16 protein-coding genes and 1 pseudogene are annotated in these 23075 nt (G+C 70.8%); 8 read left to right on the plus strand and 9 right to left on the minus strand.

The genetic code is table 11. The annotated features are described in order from the left end of the window. Positions 1-107 precede the first annotated feature (107 nt). On the minus strand, positions 108-1598 hold the full coding sequence (gene pdxR / locus AC07PF_RS04125) for a MocR-like pyridoxine biosynthesis transcription factor PdxR (RefSeq protein ID WP_494610970.1): 1491 nt from the start codon (positions 1596-1598) through the stop codon (positions 108-110). Between the two features lie 112 nt (positions 1599-1710). Here pdxR and AC07PF_RS04130 point away from each other — a divergent pair. Continuing rightward, positions 1711-2412 (plus strand): annotated as a pseudogene (locus AC07PF_RS04130) (GNAT family N-acetyltransferase); the annotation flags it as partial. Here AC07PF_RS04130 and AC07PF_RS04135 read toward each other — a convergent pair. From AC07PF_RS04135 to AC07PF_RS04145, 3 genes are read right to left on the minus strand one after another with little or no spacing between them, the layout of a single operon-like run. Beyond that, positions 2399-2932: a hemerythrin domain-containing protein gene (locus AC07PF_RS04135; protein ID WP_494611003.1), complete on the minus strand. Its 534-nt coding sequence runs from the start codon at positions 2930-2932 to the stop codon at positions 2399-2401. The pseudogene AC07PF_RS04130 and the gene AC07PF_RS04135 sit on opposite strands and share 14 nt — an antisense overlap. Positions 2933-2985: 53 nt before the next feature. Further along, complete coding sequence (locus AC07PF_RS04140) at positions 2986-3669, minus strand: nitroreductase family protein (protein WP_007856014.1); 684 nt, start codon at positions 3667-3669, stop codon at positions 2986-2988. A gap of 43 nt (positions 3670-3712) precedes the next feature. Further along, on the minus strand, positions 3713-7285 hold the full coding sequence (locus AC07PF_RS04145) for a ribonucleotide reductase barrel domain-containing protein (protein WP_494610971.1): 3573 nt from the start codon (positions 7283-7285) through the stop codon (positions 3713-3715). Positions 7286-7449: 164 nt separating this feature from the next. Between AC07PF_RS04145 and AC07PF_RS04150 the strand changes: the two genes are divergently transcribed. Then, positions 7450-8301 (plus strand): ChaN family lipoprotein, encoded by an 852-nt coding sequence (locus AC07PF_RS04150; RefSeq protein ID WP_494610972.1) that lies wholly within the window; start codon positions 7450-7452, stop codon positions 8299-8301. Positions 8302-8307: 6 nt separating this feature from the next. Here the strand turns inward: AC07PF_RS04150 and AC07PF_RS04155 are convergent, their stop codons facing one another. After that, a complete protein-coding gene (locus AC07PF_RS04155; protein WP_494610973.1) occupies positions 8308-10290 on the minus strand; it encodes a putative bifunctional diguanylate cyclase/phosphodiesterase in 1983 nt (660 codons plus the stop codon). Between the two features lie 51 nt (positions 10291-10341). On the opposite strand from AC07PF_RS04155, the gene purU reads away from it, so the two are divergent. The 6 genes from purU to AC07PF_RS04185 all read left to right on the plus strand — a co-directional run bounded on the left by purU (position 10342) and on the right by AC07PF_RS04185 (position 15550). Continuing rightward, positions 10342-11193: a formyltetrahydrofolate deformylase gene (purU, locus tag AC07PF_RS04160; protein WP_007856009.1), complete on the plus strand. Its 852-nt coding sequence runs from the start codon at positions 10342-10344 to the stop codon at positions 11191-11193. Positions 11194-11212: 19 nt separating this feature from the next. Further along, positions 11213-12118, plus strand: a complete 906-nt coding sequence (locus tag AC07PF_RS04165) for a LysR substrate-binding domain-containing protein (RefSeq protein ID WP_007856008.1) — start codon at positions 11213-11215, stop codon at positions 12116-12118. Next, positions 12115-12654, plus strand: a complete 540-nt coding sequence (locus AC07PF_RS04170) for a GNAT family N-acetyltransferase (protein WP_238541853.1) — start codon at positions 12115-12117, stop codon at positions 12652-12654. Before AC07PF_RS04165 ends, AC07PF_RS04170 begins: the two co-directional genes overlap by 4 nt. 69 nt (positions 12655-12723) lie before the next feature. After that, positions 12724-14247, plus strand: coding sequence for an FAD-linked oxidase C-terminal domain-containing protein (locus AC07PF_RS04175; RefSeq protein WP_494610974.1), 1524 nt, complete (start codon positions 12724-12726; stop codon positions 14245-14247). 219 nt (positions 14248-14466) lie between these two features. After that, positions 14467-14841 (plus strand): CidA/LrgA family protein, encoded by a 375-nt coding sequence (locus tag AC07PF_RS04180; protein ID WP_145694912.1) that lies wholly within the window; start codon positions 14467-14469, stop codon positions 14839-14841. Then, on the plus strand, positions 14825-15550 hold the full coding sequence (locus tag AC07PF_RS04185; protein ID WP_494610975.1) for an LrgB family protein: 726 nt from the start codon (positions 14825-14827) through the stop codon (positions 15548-15550). Before AC07PF_RS04180 ends, AC07PF_RS04185 begins: the two co-directional genes overlap by 17 nt. A gap of 7 nt (positions 15551-15557) precedes the next feature. On the opposite strand, the gene AC07PF_RS04190 is transcribed toward AC07PF_RS04185, so the two are convergent. From AC07PF_RS04190 to AC07PF_RS04205, 4 genes are all read right to left on the minus strand, one after another. Continuing rightward, a complete protein-coding gene (locus tag AC07PF_RS04190) occupies positions 15558-16856 on the minus strand; it encodes a DUF445 domain-containing protein (RefSeq protein ID WP_494610976.1) in 1299 nt (432 codons plus the stop codon). Between the two features lie 21 nt (positions 16857-16877). Next, positions 16878-18017, minus strand: coding sequence for a pyridoxal-phosphate-dependent aminotransferase family protein (locus AC07PF_RS04195; protein ID WP_494610977.1), 1140 nt, complete (start codon positions 18015-18017; stop codon positions 16878-16880). A 104-nt stretch (positions 18018-18121) separates the two neighbouring features. Further along, positions 18122-21388: an acetyl-CoA carboxylase family protein gene (locus AC07PF_RS04200; RefSeq protein WP_494611005.1), complete on the minus strand. Its 3267-nt coding sequence runs from the start codon at positions 21386-21388 to the stop codon at positions 18122-18124. 35 nt (positions 21389-21423) lie between these two features. After that, complete coding sequence (locus AC07PF_RS04205) at positions 21424-23034, minus strand: AMP-binding protein (protein ID WP_494610978.1); 1611 nt, start codon at positions 23032-23034, stop codon at positions 21424-21426. Positions 23035-23075: the final 41 nt, after the last annotated feature.

Raw genomic sequence — 23075 nt, forward strand, 5'->3', positions numbered from 1 at the left:
AGGCGGGGACCCGCGAGTATCGCTTGCGCCCACAGAGGTGCCCGAAAGCCCTGCACTGCCCGTAGGGCATGGCAGGCATCGCCAGCCACGCGGGCGGGGCGGCCGCCTCAACCATCCCGCTGGGCTGCCTTCGCCAGCAGCGACAGCCGCTGCACCAGCGGCGCGAACAATTCCACGGGCGTGTGGCCATAACCCAGCACCAGCCCGTTGTCCTCGGGCCGGGGCTGCAGGGCGAAGGCCGACAGCGGCGCGGGCGCCATGCCGTGCCCGCGCGCGGCGGTGGCGATGGCCTGGTCCGGGTAAGCGGGCGGCAGGCGCACCAGCAGGTGCATGCCGCAGTGCCCGCCCTCGATGCCATGCGGCACCACGAAATGCTGCGCCAGCGCGGCACGCAGCTGCTGCTGGCGCTCGCGGTACAGGCGGCGCATGCGGCCCAGGTGGCGGCTGAACTGGCCGCTGTCGATGAAGTCCGCCAGCGCCAGCTGGGCATGCCGCTGGCCGCCGCGCAGCATTTCGGCCAACGGCTGGCGCACGGCAGCCAGCAAGGCTTCGGGCAGCACCAGAAAGCCGATGCGCAGCGCGGGGAACATGGTCTTGCTGAAGGTGCCCACGTAGAGCACCGGCGCCCCATCGGCCAGCCCCTGCATCGCGGCGATGGGCTCGCCCGTGTGGCGGAATTCGCTGTCGTAGTCGTCCTCGATGATCCAGGCGCCATGGCGGCGCGCCTGCTCCATCAGCGCCAGGCGCCGTGCCACCGAAAGCACCGCCCCGCCCGGGTACTGGTGCGAGGGCGAGGTGTAGACCAGGCGCGGCGTGCGCTCGCGCCAGTCGGCTTCGCCGGCCACCAGGCCCTGCGCATCCACGCGCAGCGGCAGCGTGTGCAGATCGCCACCATGCAGGGCCGATTGGGCGCCCCGGTAGCCGGGGTCTTCCACCCAGGCCGTGTCGCCGGGGTTGGTGAGCAGGCGCACGCACAGCACCAGGGCCTCCTGCGCGCCTTCGGTGATCACCACCTGCTCTGCGCTGCAGCGCACGCCCCGGGCCAGCGCCAGGTGGCGCGCAATGGCGGTGCGCAGTGCCCTCTCGCCCAGCGGGTCGCCATAGCCCAGGGCCGCAGGGCCGCCATCGCGCAACGCCCGGTCGAGCGCACGGCGCCAGGCGGCCAGCGGAAACTGCGACAGGGCGGGCATGCCCGGGCTCAGCCAGTGGGCCGCCCCCGGGCGCGGCGCCTTGGGCTGGATGCGCGCCAGGCGCGCCGCCGTACGGGGGTCCGGTGCTGCCACCCCTTGGCCACACGCCGCTGCGGCGGCCGAGGGCGCCAAGGCGGCGACCCGCGTGCCCTGCCGGTCCGACAGCACATAGCCTTCGGCCAACAGGTGCTCGTAGGCGGCCGTCACCGTGTTGCGCGAGAGGGCCAGGGCCTCGGCCAATGCACGCGAACCGGGCAGCGGGCTGCCCGCGGCCAGCCGCCCGTCCAGGATGGCCTGCCGCAGCCGCTGGAACAGCTGGCGCCGCAGGGGCTCGGCGCCCGGGCTGTGGTCCAGCGCCTGCTCCAGCAGGGTCTGGGGAACCAGGGGTTCGGCGAGAGCGTCGGTCATGCGTGGCACCTGAAAGTCATCGTCTTCTGGCACTTTTCACAATGCCACGGCGAGTTTACCGTGGGAGCCTGCTTTCTTCTTTCCTTTTCTCTTGCAACCGAGGACACCCCGCATGGCTTCCACCCTGAACGCCTTCCAGCAACCCGTCGGCTCCGCCCTGCCCGGCTGGAGCGCCCGCCCGCGCCCCGCACGCGACACGATCGAAGGCCGCTACTGCCGCCTCGAACCCCTGGACGCCGCACGCCATGCCGCGCAGCTGCATGCCGCCTATGTGAAGGACTCCGATGGCCGCAACTGGACCTACATGACCGTGGGCCCGTTTGCCGACGAGGCCGGCTACCGCGCCCACTGCGAGCAGGCGGCCGCCAGCACCGACCCGCTGCACTACACCGTGATCGACCAGCGCACCGACAAGGCCGTGGGCACGCTGGCACTGATGCGCATCGACCCGGCCAACGGCGTGGTCGAGGTCGGGCATGTGACGTTCTCGCCGCTGCTCCAGCGCACGCCGATCTCCACCGAGGCGCAGTACCTGCTGATGAAGTACGTGTTCGCCGACCTGGGCTACCGGCGCTATGAATGGAAGTGCGACAGCCTGAACGGCCCCTCGCGCCAGGCCGCTGCGCGCCTGGGCTTCACCTTCGAGGGCATCTTCCGCCAGGCCATCGTCTACAAGGGCCGCAACCGCGACACGGCCTGGTTCTCCATCGTCGACAGCGAATGGCCCACCATCAAGGCCGGCTTCGAGCGCTGGCTGGCCGCCGCCAATTTCGATGCCCAGGGCGTGCAGCGCGCCTCGCTCACGGCGCTGCGCGCGACTTGGCCGGAGGCTGTGCTGGCCTGACCGCCTCGGCACGCGGGGAATGCCGCCTGGCAGCCATCTCGCGCCCCATCGGGGTCAGGGCTTCGGGCGCCCACAACCCCTGCACGGCCGGGTAGGCCACGCCTTCCTCGTCCTCGATGTGGCGCGCATAGCGCAGTGCAAAGCGCTCCAGCACGGCCTCGTCCGCCGCGCTGAAGGCGCTGGCCTGCCCATCCGCCACGGCCTGCAGGGGCCGCCGCGCTGCGGCCCAGTCGGCCACCATGTGCTGGTGGTCCTGCAGCAGGCGCTGTACCAAAGCCACCACCGCGGAAGTCCCCTGGGCCAGCAGCGGCGGGAACACATGCAGTTCTTCGTCTTGGTGGTGCAGAGGCGCCGCGATGTCGAAGTAGCGCAGCACGTCGCGCGCGGCCTGCCGGGCGGATTCGTCGCTGCCTTGCTGCCCTAGATGTGCGCGCAGCCGGTCCAGCAGCGCCAGCGTGCGCTGCACCCGCTCGTGGCAGGCCTCGAGCATCGCGAAAGGCTCCTCGAAACCCACGGCCGGGGTGTTGAATCCAGGCAGGTGCTTCAACCGCGTCCCTCGGCCGGATCGAAAGGCAGCACCACGCCATCGGCGCCCAGGGTGCTCACATAGGAGCCCACCCCTGGCCGTGTGCGCGCCGCGGCCTTGCGCGACTGCACGCTGCCCATGCTTAGGAAGCACAGGGCCAGTTCGTCCGGGCCCAGCCCGAAGAGGGCGCGCAGGCCCGCCGACTTCAGGGCCCGGCCACTGGTCAGCGCCGAGCCGTAGCCCTGCGCCGTGGCCATGAGCAGCATGTTCTGCAGCGCGCAGCCGGCGGACACCAGGCGTTCGGGCAGGTCGATGCGCGGGTCGCCCCGGCCAGCGTCCACCACGGCCAGCAGCAGCACCGGCGCGCGGTAGGCCTTCTCGCGCGCCAGCGCCAGTTGCTCCGGCGTGGCGGCAGCGTCGCGCTCGGCCAGCGCCTGGGCAAACACCTCGGCCAGGGCCACGCGCGCGGCCTCGGGCACCAGCACGAAGCGCCAGGGCAGCAACTGCCCGTGGTCGGGCGCATGGGCCGCCGCGTCCAGGATCGCCGAGAGCTCGGCGGCGCTGGGGCCGGGCGCCACCAGCCGCTTGGGCAGTACCGTGCGGCGGGTGCGCATGAGCGCCCAGGCGCCGGCCGCCGTGGCGTCCACCGCCGGCGGCGCGCCATGGGGTACGGGCCGCAGCGGCCAGGGGATCACCGCCATGCGAGGCTTTCCGGGCCGGAAACAGGCAGGCAGAGGCCGCGCATCAGCCGCAGGCCCCCGTGTGCCCGCACTGCGTGCAGTAGTCGCAGCCATCCTTGCGGATCACGGCATGCGCACCGCATTCGACGCACTTCTTGCCCGCCATGGCCTGGGGCACGGCCACGGGCGGTGCCGCAGGCTCTTCCAGCGGCAGCTGCTGCTGCACCGGATCGGCCACGCGGCGCGCCAGGATGTTCTGGATGGCATAGGCCATGGCCGCCACCTCGGAGTCGTGCCACATGGGCACCTGCGTGCCGTCTTCCTTGCGGTGCGTGCCCAGGCGCACGGGTCCCCGGTCCCAGGCCACCTTGCGCATGTCGCTGAGCGCGCGCTCCAGGAAGCCGCCGCGCGCCGCCAGCGACAGCATGCGCATGCTGGAGGTGATCCATTGCTGGGACTCGCCGCTCTGCCCCACGGGCATGAAGAATTCGATGGCCCGGTCCACCGTGGTGTTGCCCACGCCCGTGGGCACGGGCAGGAAGGAGACCAGCAGGTACAGGGTTTTGCGGCCCTCCTGCGTCCAGTACTCGACCTTCTCGGCCACGGCCGACAGGCCGCCCTTGGGCCGGCTCTCGATCACGGTGCGCATCGGGTCCACCGGCGGCGCGGCCGGTGCCGGGGCCGCCGTCACCGGTGCGCTGTGCGTTTCGAGCACCGATCCCAGGATGCTGTTGGGCCGGTAGGTCGCCAGCCCCTTCAGGCGTGCGCGCCAGGCGTGCAGGTACAGGTCCTTGAAGCCCTCGTACGGGTAGTCGGCCGGGATGTTCACGGTCTTGGAGATCGCCGTGTCCACAAACGGCTGCACGGCCTCCATCATCGCGATGTGGCCTTCGGCCGGCATGGCCAGGGCCGAGACGAAGAACTCGGGCAGCTGCAGCACGTTGCCGCCGAGCTCGCGGTACAGGCGCCAGGCATGGTCTTCCACTGCGTACTCGCTGGTGCTGCCGTCGGCCTCGCGCTTTTTGCGCTTGTAGGTCCAGGAGAACGGCGGCTCGATGCCGTTGGAGGCGTTGTCGGCAAAGGCCAGGCTCACCGTGCCCGTGGGCGCGATGGACAGCAGGTGGCTGTTGCGGATGCCATGCGTGCGGATGGCGTCCTGGATCGGTTCGGGCAGCCGGCTCGCGAAGGTGCCCTGCGACAGGTAGGGCCCGGCCTCGAACTTCGGGAAGGCGCCCTTCTCGCGCGCCAGGTCCACCGAGGCCAGGTAGGCGGCATCGCGCATGGCCTGGGCGATGCGCACCGCCATCTCGCGGCCCTCGGGCAGGTCGTAGCGCAGGCACAGCATGGCCAGCGTATTGCCCATGCCCGTGAAGCCCACGCCGATGCGCCGCTTGGCCATGGCCTCGTCGCGCTGCTGCGGCAGCGGCCAGAAGGTCACGTCGAGCACGTTGTCAAGCGCTCGCACTTGCAGCGCCACGGTCTGCGCAAAAGCCTCGAAGTCGAACGAGGCCACTCCGCCGAAGCCGAAGGGGTTGCGCACGAAACGCGTCAGGATGATGGGGCCCAGGTCGCAGCAGCCATAGGAAGGAAGTGGCTGTTCACCGCAGTTGTGCGCCACGATGCCGTTGGCATCGAAGGCATGCACGTCGGCCACGGTCACGTCGTAGACGTCCTCCACGCCATCGTCCACCAGCGCCTGCACGGTGGCCGTGAAGCGCTCGCGGTGCAGTGCGCGGCGGTAGCCGGCAAGGGCCCTGGCGAGGCGTTCGGCCTTGTCCGTGTCCGCAAAGCCGATGCCTTCGGCGAACACCGCGATGTTGTCGCCGCTGACCACCAGTTCGTGCTGGGCCCGCGTGCCGTACAGGCGCTGGCCGCCGTGGCCATCGGGCAGGGCACGCTCGGCCGCAGGGCGCCGGTCGCGGTAGAGGGTGGAGGCGATGCCCAGGCGCAGCAGCATGCGCTGCGCGGTCTGCAGCAGGTGCTCGTCGCTTTGCGAAAGGCGCACGCTGACGCCCTTGTCCTGCGTGCCCTGCACAGAGCCATCGGCATCGAACAGGCCGCGCAGCAGGCCGCGCGCGAAGTCCGACGATTGGCGCTCCATGGCCGGGGTGATGGTCTTGTGGCCCGGGGCCATGCCCAGCCCGAGGGCCAGATTGCGCAAGGCGCCGCTGGCCATGCGCGCCTCGCCGCGCCCGGCCACCGGGCGCTGGAAGCCGCCGAAATCGGCGCGGTGCTCCAGCGTGGCGGCCGCGGCCTCGGCGGCCTGCACGATGCCCGCGGCACCGGTGGCGGCATAGGCCACCGCGCCCTGCCCCACGACCTTGAGTTCGGGTGCCCAGACCGAGAGCACCGCCTTGTCGGCCTTGAGCGTGCCATCGCCGACAAGCAGGCCGAGCAGGTAGCCCTCGGCCTCGCTGCCCGCACCGGCCCAGCCCTGCAGAGCGCGGTGGTCATGCAGCACGATCTCGTCGCCGGGCGACAGTTGCGCCGCCTCGGTCCACTCGACCTCCAGGCAATAGCGCGTCTTGCGCGCCACGCGGCGCACGCGGTGGTCGGCTGTAAGGCGCAGTGCATGGCCCTCGCGCGTCTGCAGGCGCAGCACGGCACGTGTGCCCGTCTGGAAGAAGCCCTGGCTTTCCACGCGGTAGGCGCGCCCGTCGACCACGGCGCCAAAGCGCCGGCCGACCAACTCGGCCACCTGACGCGGCCCGTCGGTGGTGAGCACCCAGGTATCGGCCGTCACGCAGGGGTTGGTGGCGGCGATGTCCTCGCAGTAGTGCAGGTTGTTGTCCTCGTTGATGTGGTCGAGAAACAGGATGCCCGGCTCGGCGAAGTCGTAGGCCGATTGCATGATGCTGTCCCACAGCGTACGCGCCGGCACCGTGGCGTAGACCCACTGGCCGTCGGCGCGCTGGTGCGCGCCCTGGGCGATCAGCGGCTCGCCGGGGCGGGCCTTGTGCACCAGCTCCCACGGGGCATCGTTCTCCACGGCATGGATGAAGGCATCGGGCACGCCGACAGAGACGTTGAAGTTGTTCCAGCGCCCGGGCGTGCGCTTGGCGGTGATGAACTCCTGCACGTCGGGGTGGTCGATGCGCAGCACGCCCATCTGCGCGCCGCGCCGCGCGCCCGCGCTCTCCACCGTGGAGCAGGACTGGTCGAACACGTTCATGTAGCTGCACGGCCCCGAGGCCGTGGACGCCGTGCCCACCACGCGCGCGCCCTTGGGGCGGATGCGCGAGAAGTCGTAGCCCACGCCGCCGCCGCGGCGCATGGTCTCGGCCGCTTCGCGCAAGGCCTCGTAGATACCGGGGTAGCCGCCCTCGTCCACCCCCTGGATGCAGTCGCCCACGGGCTGCACGAAGCAGTTGATCAGCGTGGCCTGGATGTCGGTGCCCGCCGCGCTCATGATGCGCCCGGCACCGATGGCGCCGGCCTGCAGGTTGCCGAGGAACAGCGCCTCGTACTTGTCGCGCAGGGCGGGCGCCTCGACCGAGGCCAGGGCGCGGGCCACGCGCCGGTACAGGTCGTCGGCGCTGGTTTCGCCGTTCTTGAGGTACTTCTCGCGCAGGACGTCGAGGCTGATGGGTTGCATGGAGGTGGCGCCGGTCAAAGCACTGGATGTTTCGCGTTTCATGGCTGAAGGTCCTTGCGCTCCATCAAACAAGACAGGGATTCCCCGCTCACTGCAACCCGGCCGGGGAGGCGAAGCCAGCACCATACATCGGCCGTATAGCCACACTGCCACCGTGGCCTCAGCCCCGTCGGGGGTGGCACACGGCGGGCCGTTAGCATGGCGGCATGCGAATCATTACGCCCTCCACCCCTCCCATGGCCCGCCGGGCCCTGCCCCTGCTGGCGGCGCTGGCGCTGGCCGGTTGCGCGCACCCGCCCGCCCCGACGCCCCCTGTCTGGCCCGCCCGCCTGCAGCAGGTGCTGCCCGCCGACGTGCTGCTGCTGGGCGAGCAGCACGATGCCACCGAGCACCAGGGCCTGCAGCGCGAGGCCGCGCAGTGGCTGGCCGCGCGCGGCACGCTCGCGGCCGTGGTGATGGAGATGGCCGAGCAGGGCAGCAGCACCGCCGGCCTGCCCAAGGGCGCCACCGAAGCCGAGGCCCAGGCGGCCCTGAACTGGCAGGACAAGGCCTGGCCCTGGGCGAAGTACGGCCCGGTGGTGATGGCTGCGGTGAGCGCGGGGGTGCCGGTGCTGGGCGGCAACCTGCCGCGCAGCCAGATGCGTTCCACCATGGGCCAGGCGCATTGGGACGCGCACCTGCCGGCCCCGGCGCTGCAGCGCCAGTACACCGAGATCCGCGACGGCCACTGCGGCCTGCTGCCCGAAGCCCAGATCGCGCCCATGGCCCGCATCCAGATCGCACGCGACGCCAGCATGGCGCAAACCGCGACCTCGGCCCTGCAGCCCGGCAAGACGGTGCTGCTGGTGGCCGGTGCCGGCCATGTCTGGCGCAGCCTGGGCGTGCCCACACACCTGGGGCCCCGGGTGGCGGCCAAGGTGGTGGTGGCACGGGCCGGGGCCACGACGGCGGCCAGGGATGACGATGCCGACCAGGTCGTGGTCACCCCGGCCCTGCCGCCGCGCGATGCCTGCGCCGAACTGCGCGAGCAGTGGAAGGCCGCGCCGCGCAAGCCCTGAGCGCTGTCAGCGCCCGCCGGGCAATACCAGCTGCGCCCGCAGCAAGGTCTCGAACGCCTGCGCCCGCAAGGGCCGGCTGCACAGGTAGCCTTGGTAGGCGTCGCAGCCGCGCTCCTGCAGGAAGGCCAGTTGCGCGGGGGTCTCCACCCCTTCGGCCAGGACCGACAGGCCCATGCTGTGGCCCATGGCGATGATGGCCGCGCTGATGGCCATGTCGTCGGCGCTCTGCGGAATATCGCGCGTGAAGCCCTGGTCGATCTTCAGCACGTCGATGGGAAAGCGCTTGAGCTGGGCAAGCGACGAATAGCCCGTGCCGAAATCGTCCACCGCAATGCGCACCCCCAGGTCGCGCAGGCCCAGCAGCACCTGCAGGGCCTCCTCGGCGCGCTCGGCCAGCGCGGTCTCGGTGATCTCCAGCTCGAGCAGCGCGGCCGGAAAGCCCGAATCGGCCAGCGCCGCCGCCGTGCAGCCGGCCACGTCGGTCAGGTGGAACTGGCGCGGCGAGACGTTGACGGCCAGCGTCACCTCCGGCAGGCCGGCATCGCGCCACTGCCGGCCCTGGCGGCACACCTCGCGCAGCACCCATTCACCGAGCGGGCCGATGACGCCCGAGGTCTCGGCCACGGGGATGAAGCGCGCGGGCGAGATGAGCCCCTCGTCGGGATCGTTCCAGCGCACCAGGGCCTCGGCCCCGGCGATGCGGCCCGTGGCAATGTCCACCTGCGGCTGGTAGTACACCTCCATGTGCCCCTGCGCCAGCGCCAGCCGCAGGCGCGATTCCAGCGCCAGGCGCTCGCGCGCGGCCTGGGTCATGGTCTCGTGGAAGAAGCACCAGGCGCCACGGCCGCGCGCCTTGGCACCGTAGACGGCAGCGTGCGCGCCCTGCTGCAGGCCCTCCACCGTGTCGGCATGGGTGGGGTACATGCAGATGCCCACGCTGGCCCCGGCCACCACCTCCAGCCCGTCGGGCGAGCGCCAGGGCTCGGCCACGGCCGCGATCAGCTGGCGCGCCACGGCGGCCGCACCCTCGGAGTTGCGCATGTGGCGCGCCACCACGGCCAGTTCGTCGCCCGCCATGCGGCCCAGCAGGTCACCCGGGCGCAGGGCCGACTGCACCTTCTTCGCAATGTGCTGCAGCACCTGGTCGCCCGTGGCATGGCCATAGCTGTCGTTCACGTCCTTGAAGCGGTCCAGGTTGATCAGCAGCACCGCCAGGTGCTCGCCGCTCAGGCGTGCCTCGCCCACGGCCTCGGCCAGTTCGGCGCCAAAGCGCGTGCGGTTGGACAGGCCCGTGAGCGCATCGTTGTGCGCCAGGAACTCCAGGCGCTGCTGCTGCGCCTTCTCCTCGGAGATATCGGAGAACATGCACACGTAGTGCGTCACGGCGCCTTGCGGGTCGCGCACGGCGCTCAGCGACATGTGCTCAGGGAACACCTCGCCGTTCTTGCGCCGGTTCCAGATCTCGCCCTGCCAGTGGCCGGTGCCGTGGATGGAGGCCCACATGGCGTCGTAGAAGGCCTTGTCATGGCGGCCCGACTTGAACACGCGCGGGTTCTGGCCCAGCAGCTCGGTCTCGGCATAGCCCAGCAGCCGGGTGAAGGCCGCGTTGACCGAGAGGATGCGGCCTTGCGCGTCGGTCACCACCACGCCCTCGATGGTGTTGTCGACCACCGTGCTGGCCAGGCGCTGGCGCTCTTCGCTGGTGGCCAGGGCCGCACGCACGGCCGCGATGTCGCCCCGGTCCTTGAGCATGCGCATCCGGGCCTGCTCGGCCTGGCGTGCGCGGTGCGCCAGCCATCCAGCCAGTGCCCCGGTCAGCAGCACGTAGAGCCAGCCCTTCCAGGTCTGGTAGCGCGTCAGGTCATCCGGGTCCGTGACCCCGTGGACCAGCAGCAGATCGCCGACCCACACCCACACCACGCCCAGCACCAGGTACAGCGCCGCCACGCGCCAGGGAACCAACGACCGTGGGCCTTCCAACTCTTGCATCAAATCCCTCTTCCAAACCCATCCGGGCCTTGCTGCGACAATGGCACAGCTATGACGACCCAAGCCTACATCCTTACCCTGTCCTGCCCCGACCGCCTGGGGCTGGTGCACGCCGTCTCCGGCTTCCTGCTGGAGCACGGCGGCAACATCGAAGAAGCCGCGCAGTACAACGACCACGCCACGGGCCTGTTCTTCATGCGCGTGCAGTTCGCCTGCGACCAGCACGACCATGCCACGCTCAGAGAGCGCCTGACGGCGTTCGCCGAGCCGAACCAGATGCGCTGGAGCCTGCACGCCACGGCCCAGCCCGTGAAGACCGTGCTCATGGTCAGCAAGGAAGGCCACTGCCTGAACGACCTGCTGTTCCGCTGGAAATCCGGCCTGCTGCCCGTGGACATCCGCGCCATCATCAGCAACCACCGCGACTTCTACCAGCTGGCCGCCAGCTACAACGTGCCCTTCCACCACATCCCGGTCACGGCCGCCACCAAGGCGCAGGCCGAGGCCAAGCAGTTCGAGATCATCGAGGCCGAAGGGGCCGAGCTGGTGGTGCTGGCGCGCTACATGCAGGTGCTGTCGGACGACCTGTGCAAGAAGCTTGCGGGCCGGGCGATCAACATCCACCACAGCTTCCTGCCCAGCTTCAAGGGCGCCAAGCCCTACTACCAAGCCCATGACCGGGGCGTGAAGCTCATCGGCGCCACCGCACACTACGTCACCGCCGACCTCGACGAAGGCCCGATTATCGAGCAGGACGTGGCCCGCGCCGACCACACCGACACGGTGGAAGACCTCACGGCCCGCGGCCGCGACACCGAAAGCCAGGTGCTGGCCCGCGCCGTGAAGTGGCACAGCGAGCACCGCGTGCTGCTCAACGGGCACAAGACGGTCGTTTTCCGCTGAGCCTGGCGCGAGAGCGACGATGGCCACGGCCTCCCCCTCCTCGTTCCTGAGCAGCGCGGCGCGGCGGATCCCGCCCATCCAGTGCCTGCTGACCTTCGAGGCACTGGCGCGCCTGCGCAGCGTGACGCAATCGGCCGACGAGCTGTGCGTGACGCCCAGCGCGGTGAGCCACCGCGTCAAGCAGCTCGAGCAGATCCTGGGCGTGCGGCTGTTCGGCCGGGCCGACTTCTCGCTGACCACCGAGGGCAGCGCCTACCTGGCGCATGTGCGCGAGGGGCTAGGGGCGCTGCAGCGTTTTCCGGGCGCGGCGGCAGCGCCGGGCCGGCGCCGGCTCAAGCTGGCCGTGACGCCGACGTTTGCACGCACCATCCTGATACCGCGCCTGCGCCAGTTCACCGAGGCCTACCCCGAAATCGACCTGGCGCTGCAGGTCTCCATCCCGCTCCTGGACGTGGTGGCCGAAGACGCCGACCTGATGGTGCGATTCGGCGCGGGCCACTATGCCGACGTGGAGCATGTGGAGCTGGCGCGCGACGTGGTCACCCCGCTGGCCTCGCCGGCCTTCGTGCGCGAGCACGGCCCCTTCGAGCGCCCCGAGGACCTGGAGGGTGTGGCGCTGCTGCGCAGCCCGCTGGAGCCCTGGCGCACCTGGTTCGGGGCCACCGGCCTGGACTGGTCCGAGCCGAGCGAGGGCTCGCAGTTCAACGACATCGGCCTGATGTGCGACGCCGCGGCGGCCGGCATGGGCGTGGCCCTGGTGCGCCTGAAGCTCGGGGCACCCTGGCTCGAGAACGGCACCCTGGTGCGCCTGTTCGACACCGACACCACCAGCCCCCACGCCCACTACCTGTGCTGGCGCACCGGCACCATGGACCGCTGGGAATGCGCGGCGTTTGCCGAATGGCTGCGCAAGATCATGGTGTGAGCTTGCTCATCCGCCCAGCACAACGCGAAGACGCCGCGGCCATCGCGCGCATCCACGTAGCGGCCTGGCAGGCGGCCTACGCGGGCATCATCGATGCCGCCTACCTGGCGGCCCTGTCCGCCGCCCAGCGCGAAACCTATTGGGCCCAGGCCATTGCCCAGGGCCGGCCCGGGCTGCTGCTGGCGCAGGACGGCGGCGGCGCCGTGACGGGCTGGATCGCCTTCGGCGACTGCCGCGATGCGGATGCCCCAGCAACCCGGGCAGAGGTCTGGGCGATCTATGTGGACCCGGCCTGCTGGTCGCAGGGCGCAGGCCAGGCGCTGTGGCAGCAGGCCCGGGTGCGGCTGCTGGAACAGGGCAAGGCCGAGGCCAGCCTGTGGGTGCTGGCCGCCAACCAGCGGGCCATCCGCTTCTATGCGGCGCTGGGCTTCGCGCCCGAGCCGGGGAGCGCCAGGACCATCACGGTGGCCGGAGCGCCGATTGACGAGCTGCGCCAGGTCTGCGCGCTGGCGCCGGGCGGCCCTGCCGGGCCTTGAACCGGATTTCACGCCGGCCCTCCAAAAATCTCACGGCGGCCGGCGCCGCCATGGCCTTACAGTGGCGGCATGCAGACCGCCTCCCTTTCCTCCCTCGCAGCCAGCGCGCCCACCGGGCCCACGCCAGCCGAGCGCGCAGCGCGCCAGGCCGAGGTGGTGCAGGCGCTGGCCCGCACCGTGCCGGCCCACGCCCTGCTCTGGCACGCCGAAGACACCACCCCCTACGAATGCGACGGGCTCACGGCCTACCGCCAGCGCCCGCTGGTGGTCTGCCTGCCCGAGACCTACGAGCAGGTGCAGGCCGTGCTGCAGGCCTGCCACCGGTTGCACGTGCCCGTGGTGGCACGCGGCGCGGGCACGGGGCTGTCGGGCGGGGCCATGCCCGATGCCCTGGGGGTGACGCTCTCGCTGGCCAAGTTCAACCGCATCCTCAACGTGGACCCGGTGGCCCGCACGGCCCTGGTGCAGTGCGGCGTGCGCAACCTGGCCATCAGCGAGGCGGCCGCGCCCTACAGCCTGTACTACGCACCCGACCCGAGCAGCCAGATCGCCTGCACCATCGGCGGCAATGTGGCCGAGAACTCGGGCGGGGTGCACTGCCTCAAATACGGCCTCACGGTACACAACGTGCTCAAGGTGCGCGGCTTCACCATCGAGGGCGAGGCCGTGGAGTTCGGCAGCGACGCGCTCGATGCGCCTGGCTACGACCTGCTGGCCGCCGTGATCGGCAGCGAGGGCATGCTGGCGGTGACCACAGAGGTCACGGTGCGGCTGATTCCCAAGCCGCAGCTGGCGCGCTGCATCATGGCCAGCTTCGACGACGTGCGCAAGGCCGGCGCCGCCGTGGCCGCGGTGATCGCGGCCGGCATCATCCCGGCAGGCCTGGAGATGATGGACAAGCCCATGACCGCCGCGGTGGAGGACTTCGTGCACGCGGGCTACGACCTCGATGCCGAGGCCATCCTGCTGTGCGAGAGCGACGGCACGCCCGAGGAAGTGGAAGAAGAAATCGGCCGCATGACCGAGGTGCTGCGCGCCGCGGGCGCCGTGGCCATCTCTGTGAGCCGCGACGAGGCCGAGCGCCTGCGCTTCTGGAGCGGGCGCAAGAACGCCTTCCCGGCCAGCGGCCGCATCAGCCCCGACTACATGTGCATGGACTCCACCATCCCGCGCAAGCGCCTGGCCGACATCCTGCTGGCCATCGCCGAGATGGAGAAAAAATACCAGCTGCGCTGCGCCAACGTGTTCCACGCGGGCGACGGCAACCTGCACCCGCTGATCCTGTTCGACGCGAACGACCCCGACCAGCTGCACCGCTGCGAACTCTTCGGCGCCGACATCCTGGAGACCAGCGTGGCCATGGGCGGCACGGTGACCGGCGAGCACGGCGTGGGCGTGGAGAAGCTCAACAGCATGTGCGTGCAGTTCAGCGCCGAGGAGAACGCGCAGATGGCCGGCCTCAAGCATGCGTTCGACCCGGCCGGGCTGCTCAACCCCGGCAAGGTCATCCCCACGCTGCACCGCTGTGCGGAGTACGGCAAGATGCTGGTGCGCGCGGGGCAGATCAAGCACCCCGATCTTCCCCGGTTTTGATGAAGCACCCCCTGAGTCGCTTCGCGCCTTCACCCCTCTCTCGACCCGCTGCGCGAGTCGGGAGGGGGACGCTCCCAGCGCGGCGGGGCGGCCCTTGCGCGGGAGCACTGGCCTCGAGCGCGCCAGTCTCGCGCACCCTGGACGACACGAAGTGCATTGGCTAACTGGGATGCCATGCACGAGCAGCGGTCTGCCAATAACCCACAGGCACCCGGCCCCATGAAAGGCCTGCAAGGCCTGGCCTTTCTGCTGCTCATGCAGTCGGCCGGCGAGGCGCTGTCGCATTTTCTGCACCTGCCCGTGCCCGGCCCGGTGGTCGGCATGGTGCTGCTGCTCCTGGCGCTGCAATGGGGCCCGGTGCAGCGGGCCGTGGCACCGGCGGCAGGGTTTCTGCTCACCCACCTGTCGCTGCTGTTCGTGCCGGTGGGCGTGGGCGTGATGACGCACCTCGATCTGCTGGGCGCCTATGGGTTGCGCCTGGTGGTGGTGATCGTGCTGTCCACCTGGGCCGGCATGGCGGCCACGGTGCTCGTGCTGCGCCTGTTCAAGCCACGCCCGGAGACCCAGGAGGCTGGCGATGGCCAACTTCGTTGAGCTCTGGGTCTACCTCTCGCAGGCGCCGCTGTTCGGTCTCACGTCCACGCTGGCGGTGTACGTGCTGGCGCAGGCGTTTTCCGCGCGCATGGGCCATGCGGCCTGGGCCAATCCGGTGCTGTGGTCGGTGGTGGTGCTGGCCGGTGCGCTGCTGGCCACGGGCACGGCCTACCCCACCTTCTTTGCCGGGGCGCAGTTCATCCAATTCCTGCTCGGGCCCGCTGTGGTGGCCCTGGGCTGGCCGCTGTGGCTACGCCGGGCCGAACTGCGCCGGCGCTGGGGCCGCCTGCTGCTGGCCGCCCTGGCCGGTGGCAGTGCAGCCGCCGCGAGTGCCGTGGGCCTGGGCTGGGCCATGGGCCTGCCGCCGGACATGCTGATGTCGCTGGCGCCCAAATCGGTCACCGCGCCCGTGGCCATGGGCGTGGCCGCGCAGATCGGCGGCGTGCCGGCGCTGGCGGCACTGTTCGCTGTGCTCACCGGCATGGTGGGCGCGCTCTCGGGCCGCACCCTGTTCGGCTGGCTGCGCGTGGGCACCGACGCACCGGGCATGGTCGCCCGCGGCTTCGCCCTGGGCACCGCCTCGCACGGCATCGGTGCTGCCCAGGCGCTGCAGGACGATGCCGACGCAGGCGCCTATGCCGGCCTGGCACTGGGCCTGCAGGTGGTGCTGGCGGCCCTGCTGGTGCCGCTGGTGGTGACGTTGTTCTGATCCCACCTCAGCGAGCAGCCGCCCGCCAGATCTCGCCCGCGTGCGACACGCCGAACAGTACCAGGCCGATCAGCCCGCCCACCACCGTGCCGTTGATGCGGATGTACTGCAGGTCACGGCCGACCTGCAATTCGATGAGATCGGACATTTCCCGTGCATCCCAGCGCTGCACGGTGTCTTCGATGTGCTGCGCGATGAACGCGGACACCTCGGGCGCCAGCCCTTGGGCCCAGCGTTCCAGCCGCGCGCTGAGCGAGTCACGCAGGGCAGGATCGCCCGCCAGCGACTGGCCGAGCCAGCCGCCCATGGCCTGCACGTTGCGCGCCACGGCCGAATCGGGGTTGGCCAGGTCGCGGCGCAGCGCCGTGCGCATGCCCTGCCACAGCTCCTGCACGTAGTGGCCCAGCGTGGCGTCGGTCTGCAGGTACTGGCGTATCTCGTCGGCCCGCTGCTGCCAGTCGGGGTCGGTCTGCAGGCGCTCGATGAGCCGCTGCACGGCCTCGTCGAAGCGCTCGCGCAGCTGGTGCTGCGGGTTGGCGGCCACCTCGGCAAGCAGCCCGGCGAGCGCGTTGGCCACCATCGCCGAGCCCTTGTCGCCCAGCCAGTCGGTAGGGAGCATCTTCTCCTTGACCGGGTGGTCCTTCTTGAGCCACTGCACGATGGTGCGCGCGATCAGGTCGCGGGTTTCCTCGCTCTGCAGCACGGTGATGAGCCGGGCCAGCCCATCGTCGAGCAGGGCCTGGTGGCGGCCGTTGTGCGTGAGCGCGCCCAGCACCGTGGCCATGGTCTGCGACAGGTCGATCTGCCCGATCAGTGTGCGCGCGGCGCGCTGGATGAAGCGCTCCACCTGCGCATCCTGCACGGCGTCGAGCCCGGCAGAGACCAGGCGCACCGCCTGCTGGCCCAGCAAGGCGGTATTGCCCGGCGCCACCAGCCAGTCGGCCACGCGCGCGACCGGGTCGTGCCGGCGGATCAACGCCACCAGCGAGGGCGCATCGAGGAACCTGTCGCGCACGAAGCCGGCCAGGTTGCGGCCGATGCGGTCCTTGTTGCGCGCGATGATGGCCGTGTGCGGAATCGGCAGGCCCAGCGGGTGGCGGAACAGTGCCACCACGGCGAACCAGTCGGCCAGCGCGCCCACCATGGCCGCTTCGGCCACGGCTTTCAGGCAGTTCAGGGCCAGGCCCCGCTCCACCAGGCTGGTGCCGATGAACACCGCCGTGGCCAGCAGCAGCAGGGCCAGGGCCTGCCGCTTGGCCCTGCGCAGCGCGGCGTGGGCGGCGTCCGCGTCGGTGGAAGATGCCATCGGGCGGCGCAGCGGCGCCGGTCAGGCTGCCGCAGCGATCTGGTCGAGCGCCTTGGACAAATGGCCCACCGTGCGCTCCACGTTGTGCCACTTCTCCAGGCCGAACAGGCCGATGCGGAAGGTCTTGAAGTCCGGGCCCTCGTCGCACTGCAGCGGCACACCGGCAGCGGTCTGCAGGCCCACCTCCATGAACTTCTTGCCGTTCTGGATGCCGGGGTCGGTGGTGTAGCTCACCACCACGCCCGGGGCCTTGTAGCCCTCGGCCGCCACGCTGGGGAAGCCCTTGGATTCGAGCAGCGCGCGCACCTTGGTGCCCAGCTCGATCTGCTCGGCACGCACCTTGTCGAAGCCATATTCGCGCGTCTCCTGCATCACCTCGCGCAGGCGCACCAGCGCGTCGGTGGGCATGGTCGTGTGGTAGGCGTGCTGGCCCTTTTCGTAGCCCTCGGCGATCTGCATCCACTTCTTGAGGTCGCACGAGAAGCTGCTGCTCGTCGTGCCCTCGATGGCCTGGCGTGCTCGCTCGCTGAGCATGACCATGGCGCAGCAGGGCGAGCCGCTCCAGCCCTTTTGCGGGGCCGAGATCAGCACGTCCACGCCGGTGGCCTGCATGTCCACCCACATCGCACCCGAGGCCACGCAGTCCAGCACGAACAGCGCGCCCACCTCGTGCGCGGCCGCGGTCAGCGTGCGCAGGTAGTCATCGGGCAGGATGATGCCGCTGGCGGTTTCCACATGCGGGGCGAACACCACCTTGGGCCGCTCCGCGCGGATAGCCGCGGCCACCTCGTCGGCCGGGCACGGCGCCCAGGGCGCCTGCGGGCCATCGCCCTGCTTGCGTGCCTTGCACACCACGGCACCGCCGCCCAGGCCGCCGGCCGCGTCGAAGATCTGGCTCCAGCGGTAGCTGAACCAGCCGTTGCGCACGATGAGCACCTTTTCGTTGTTGGCAAACTGGCGCGCCACGGCCTCCATGCCGAAGGTGCCGCTGCCGGGCACGAGCACGGCGGTGTGGGCGTTGTAGACCTGCTTGAGCGTGGCCAGGATGTCCTGCATCACGCCGGTGAAGCGCTTGGACATGTGGTTGAGCGCACGGTCGGTGTAGACCACCGAGAATTCGAGCAGGCCATCGGGATCGATATCGGGCAGCAGTCCGGGCATGGGAAAGTCTCCATTGGAAGGGGCACAGGGCAGCACGCGACCATTCGGCCGCAGGCGCCTCCATCAGCCGGCCAGCTTAGCATGGCCCCTTCACACCGATGGGGTCACCAGGTATCCACAAAGCGGTGCCCCATGGGCGCGACCTGGGCCGATGCCAGCCCCCGCGCGAGCCAGGCGCGGGTCTCGGCCGGATCGATCACCGCGTCGATCTCCAGCGTGGCCGCCATGTGCAGGGCCTCGCCATTGGCGTACTGGCGTGCCACGAGCTTCTGGAACAGGGCGTCGCGCTCCACGCCTTCGGACACGGCTTCGAGCTCCTTGCGAAAGCCCAGGCGCACGGCGCCTTCGAGCCCCATGGCACCGAACTCGCCGGTAGGCCAGGCCACGGTGAACACCGGGGCGTGGAAGCCCCCGGCGGTCATGCCCATGGCACCCAGGCCATAGCCCTTGCGCAGCACCACGCTGAAGTAGGGCACGCGCAGGCTCGCGGCGGTCACGAACAGGCGGCTCACATGGCGCACCTGCGCCGTGGCCTCCACCTCGGGGCCGACCATGAAACCGGGCGTGTCCACCAGGCTCACCAGCGGCAGGCCATGCGCGTTGCACAGCTGCATGAAGCGCGCACCCTTGTCGGCCGCATCGGCGTCGATGGCGCCACCCAGGTGCAGCGGGTTGCTGGCCAGGACGCCCACAGGCCGCCCCTCGATGCGCGCCAGCGCCGTGTGGATGCCGGCACCGAAACCGGTGCGCAGCACCAGCAGGCTGCCTTCGTCCACCAGGCCCGCCATGGCGGCGCGCGTGTCGTACACGCGCAGCCGGTTCTCGGGCACCACGCTGCGCAGCAGGTGCTGGTCGGGCGCCGACCACTGCGCCAGGCGCCCCTGGAAGAACGACAGGTAGTGCCGCGCCGCACGCACCGCTGCAGCCTCGTCGTCGACCAGCACATCGATCACGCCGTTCGCGTGCTGCACGTGGCTCGGGCCGATCTGCTCGGGCTTGAAGACGCCAAGCCCTCCGCCCTCGACCATGGCCGGTCCGCCCATGCCGATGTTGGCGCTGCGCGTGGCAATGACCACGTCGCTGCAGCCGAGCAGCGCCGCATTGCCGGCAAAGCAGCGCCCTGCCGCAATGCCGACCACGGGCACCTGGCCCGAGAGCGCGGCATAGCTGGCAAAGGTGTGCACGTGCAAACCCGCTACCACCGGCATGTCGGTGTCGCCGGGCCGGCCGCCGCCGCCTTCGGCGAACAGCACCACGGGCAGCTTCTGCGCCAGGGCAATGCCCAGCATGCGGTCCGTCTTGGCGTGGTTGCGCGCGCCCTGCGTACCGGCCAGCACCGTGGCATCGTAGGACATGACCACCGCACGCGATTTCTCGGGGCCGAACTCCGCACCATTGATGCCGCCAATGCCCGTGACCATGCCATCGGCCGGCGTGTTGGCGACCAGGTCCTCCAGGCTGCGCCGGCGCGTCTGCGCGGCAATGGCCAGCGCACCGTATTCGATGAAGCTGCCCTCGTCGCACAGGTCAGCGATGTTTTCGCGCGCGCTGCGCCCGCCCTGCGCGCGGCGCTTGGCCATGGCCTCGGGACGCGCGGCGTCGAGCGTGAAGGCATGGCGATCGCGCACGCGCTGCAGGTCGGGGCGGATGTGGTCGGCGCCCTGCGCTGCAGCGCCCTCCTCCACCGCGGCCTGCGCACCCTCCGCAGGTTCCAGCACCAGCAGCGGCTGGCCCTGCACCAGGTAGCCGCCCGCCGCTGCGAGCAAAGCGCGCACCCGGCCCGCCTGCGGCGCCAGCAGCACATGCTCCATCTTCATGGCTTCGAGCACGGCCAGCTCGGCCCCGGCGGCCACCACATCGCCCTCGGCCACGGCCAGCTGCACCAGCCGCGCAGGCATGGGCGCCAGCACCGCCCCTTCGGGTGCGGATCCGGGCTGCGCAGTTTCCTGGCCTGCCACCGCGGCCAGGGGTTCATCCGCCAGGTGGCCCGCCGCCGCCAGCAGCTCGGGCAAGACCGTTTCCAGCCAGCGCGTGTGCACCTGCTGGCTGTCCATCTCGGGCCGTGCGGCCAGCGCGCGCAGCAGCGCCACATTGGTCGCCACGCCGCCAATGCGGCACTCGGCCAGCGCGCGCTGGGAGCGCCGCAGCACGTCGCTGAAGCGGGGGCCACGCGTGTGCACGATGAGCTTGGCCAGCAACGTGTCGTAGTGCGGCGAGGGGGCCACACCCGCCACGCCGTGCGTGTCCACACGGATGCCGGGGCCGGCCGGCAGGTCGAAGCGCGTGAGCGGACCGCTGCCTGGCACGGCACCGCCCTGCGCATCCAGGGTCTCGGCGTTGATGCGCCACTGCAGCGCAAAGCCCTGGACTGCAGGTGGCGCATCGGGGTCGAGCCCCAGCTCACGCAGGCTTGTGCCCGCGGCCAGCGCGATCTGGGTCTGCACCAGGTCCACGCCCGTGACCTCCTCGGTGATGGTGTGCTCCACCTGCAGGCGCGGGTTGGCCTCGATGAAGACGAAGGGCAGCGCATCGGACGCCAGATCCACCAGGAACTCGAAGGTGCCCAGGCCCTCGTAGGCCACCTCGCGCGCCATGGCCAGCGCGGCGGCCACGATGCGTTCGCGCAGCGGTGCCGGCAGCGAGGGGCTGGGCGCCACCTCCACCACCTTCTGGAAGCGCCGCTGCAGCGTGCATTCGCGCTCGCCCAAGGCCATCACCTCGCGCCCGTCGCCCAGCACCTGCACCTCGATGTGGCGCGCACCGGCCATCAGCCGCTCTACGTAAACCCCCTCGACGCCAAAGGCAGCCAGCGCCTCGCTGCGGCAGCGCGCATAGGCCGCCGGCAGTTCATCGGCCGACTGCACGGCACGCATGCCGCGCCCGCCGCCGCCGCCGATGGCCTTGACCACGATGCCCGCGCCGCCCTGCGCCTGCCAGAATTGCTGCGCCTCCTCCAGCGTGACGGCGGCCTGCGTGCCCGGCATCAGCGGCACCCCGCAGCGCAGTGCCAGGGCGCGCGCCTGCGCCTTGTCGCCGAACAGCGCCAGTTGCTCCGGCGTGGGCCCGGTGAAGCGCAGCCCGGCCTCTGCGCAAGCACGTGCGAAGTCGGCTCGCTCACTCAGAAAGCCGTAGCCCGGGTGCACGGCATCGCAGCCCTGCGCAAGCGCAATGGCGATGAGGTTCGCGCCATCCAGGTAGGCAGAGGGGCCCGTGGCCCCCAAAGCCACCGCCGCATCGGCAGCGCGCACATGGGGCGCCTGCGCATCGTCCTGCGCATACACGGCCACGCTGGCGATGGACAGGTCCTGCAGGGCGCGCACGGTGCGCAGGGCGATCTCGCCGCGGTTGGCGATCAGGACTTTGTGGAACAGCGGTGAATTCATCGGAGTCGTTCTTGCAGACGGTTTCAGGGAATGTCGCGCAGCAGGCGGCGCAGCACCTTGCCGGCGCCCGTGGCGGGCAGCGCATCGATGAAACGCACCTCGCGCGGGGTCTTGTAGGGCGCCATGTTCTCGCGTGCCCAGGCCACCAGGGTGGCGGCATCCACCTCCTGGCCGGGCTTCGTCACGATGAAGGCGCGCACCACCTCGCCCTTCTCGGCATCGGCCACGCCGATCACGGCGGCCTGCGCCACCGCGGGGTGCTTGATGAGCAGGGTCTCGACCTCTTCGGGAAACACGCTGTAGCCCGAGACCTTGATCATCTCCTTGAAGCGGCCGATGAAGGTCAGGTAGCCGTCGGCATCCATGCGCCCCATGTCGCCGGTGTGCACCCAGCCATTGCGCAGGGTCTGCGCCGTGGCGTCGGGCTTGTTCCAGTAGCCCTTGAAGTTGCCAGGCCCATGGATGGTGATCTCGCCGACCTCGCCGGCCGGCAGCGGCGCGCCGGTCTCCGGGTCGATGATGCGGATGGTGTTGCCCGGAACGGGCTTGCCGTGCGCGCCCCAGCGGATCGAATCGTGCGGCATGTAGGTGTCCACCGTGTGCGTCTCCGACAGGCCGTAGGACGCCTCGAACGAGGTGCAGTTCGGGGCAAACTCCGTCCACTGCTGCGCCAGCGCTTCGGTGAAGGTGATGCCGAAGCTCGTGACGGGGTTCCTGCGCAGCGCGCTCCAGTCCATCGCCCGTGCGCCGGGCACCTGCATGAGGGCGCCGTTCATGGGCGCGATGCTGTACCACCAGCTCACCCGGTGGCGCTCCAGCGCCTGGGCAATGCCCAGGGGGTCGAAGCGGTACAGCAGCACCGTCGTGGCCCCGGTGTAGATGGGCAGGTTCACGCCCATCACCATGCCGGCGATGTGGTACAGCGGCGCCACGGCCAGCAGCACGTCGTCGCCGCGCGCACCGTTGCATTCGGCCGATGCGGCGGTCTTGAAGCTGGCATTGCCATAGCTCAGCATGGCGCCCTTGGGCAGGCCGGTGGTGCCCGAGGTGTAGGTCATCAGCGCCACATCGTCCATGCCGATGGCCACCGGCACGGGCGAGCCACCCGCGCGCACCACGGCCATGAAGTCCTCGCAGCCCTGGGGCACGGGAGCCGACGCCGCCTGCATGGCCAGCAGCTCGGCCGGCACGTCGATGCTGGGCGTGCCGGGAAGCAGCTCGCCATAGCGCACGGCGAAGACATGGGCCAGATCCGTCGTCGCGCGCACCTTGTCGACCACGGGCAGCAGCACATCGGCCGCCACGATCACGCGGGCCTTCAGGTCCGACAGCTGGTACTGCAGCTCGTGCTCCTTGTTGAGCGGCCCGCAGGGGCAGACGATGGCACCGATCTTCTGGATGCCGTAGTGCGCCATCACGTACTGCGGGCAGTTGTTCATGAACAGCGCCACCGGCTCGCCCTGGCGCACCCCGAGCGCCTGCAGCCGCGCAGCGAAGGCGTCGCTGGCCGCATCGATCTCGGCCCAGGTGATGGGCTGGCCGTACCAGAGGTAGGCGGTGCGGTCGGGAGTGTCGCGCGCATGGCGGCGCAGGTGTTCGTGCAGCGGCAGCAGCGGCGTTGCGGTATCGGGCATGCGTTGTCTCCAAGGTGTCTGCAATCGCTGGTTCACGGGGC

The sequence above is a fragment of the Acidovorax sp. GW821-FHT10A04 genome, from assembly GCF_059415825.1.

What these genes read in the sequence shown, in the direction of transcription:
- pdxR (WP_494610970.1), bottom strand. Translation starts at nt 1,598, where the DNA reads ATGACCGACGCTCTCGCCGAACCCCTGGTTCCCCAGACCCTGCTGGAG.
- AC07PF_RS04135 (WP_494611003.1), bottom strand. Translation starts at nt 2,932, where the DNA reads ATGCTCGAGGCCTGCCACGAGCGGGTGCAGCGCACGCTGGCGCTGCTG.
- AC07PF_RS04140 (WP_007856014.1), bottom strand. Translation starts at nt 3,669, where the DNA reads ATGGCGGTGATCCCCTGGCCGCTGCGGCCCGTACCCCATGGCGCGCCG.
- AC07PF_RS04145 (WP_494610971.1), bottom strand. Translation starts at nt 7,285, where the DNA reads ATGAAACGCGAAACATCCAGTGCTTTGACCGGCGCCACCTCCATGCAA.
- AC07PF_RS04150 (WP_494610972.1), top strand. Translation starts at nt 7,450, where the DNA reads ATGCGAATCATTACGCCCTCCACCCCTCCCATGGCCCGCCGGGCCCTG.
- AC07PF_RS04155 (WP_494610973.1), bottom strand. Translation starts at nt 10,290, where the DNA reads ATGCAAGAGTTGGAAGGCCCACGGTCGTTGGTTCCCTGGCGCGTGGCG.
- purU (WP_007856009.1), top strand. Translation starts at nt 10,342, where the DNA reads ATGACGACCCAAGCCTACATCCTTACCCTGTCCTGCCCCGACCGCCTG.
- AC07PF_RS04165 (WP_007856008.1), top strand. Translation starts at nt 11,213, where the DNA reads ATGGCCACGGCCTCCCCCTCCTCGTTCCTGAGCAGCGCGGCGCGGCGG.
- AC07PF_RS04175 (WP_494610974.1), top strand. Translation starts at nt 12,724, where the DNA reads ATGCAGACCGCCTCCCTTTCCTCCCTCGCAGCCAGCGCGCCCACCGGG.
- AC07PF_RS04180 (WP_145694912.1), top strand. Translation starts at nt 14,467, where the DNA reads ATGAAAGGCCTGCAAGGCCTGGCCTTTCTGCTGCTCATGCAGTCGGCC.
- AC07PF_RS04185 (WP_494610975.1), top strand. Translation starts at nt 14,825, where the DNA reads ATGGCCAACTTCGTTGAGCTCTGGGTCTACCTCTCGCAGGCGCCGCTG.
- AC07PF_RS04190 (WP_494610976.1), bottom strand. Translation starts at nt 16,856, where the DNA reads ATGGCATCTTCCACCGACGCGGACGCCGCCCACGCCGCGCTGCGCAGG.
- AC07PF_RS04195 (WP_494610977.1), bottom strand. Translation starts at nt 18,017, where the DNA reads ATGCCCGGACTGCTGCCCGATATCGATCCCGATGGCCTGCTCGAATTC.
- AC07PF_RS04205 (WP_494610978.1), bottom strand. Translation starts at nt 23,034, where the DNA reads ATGCCCGATACCGCAACGCCGCTGCTGCCGCTGCACGAACACCTGCGC.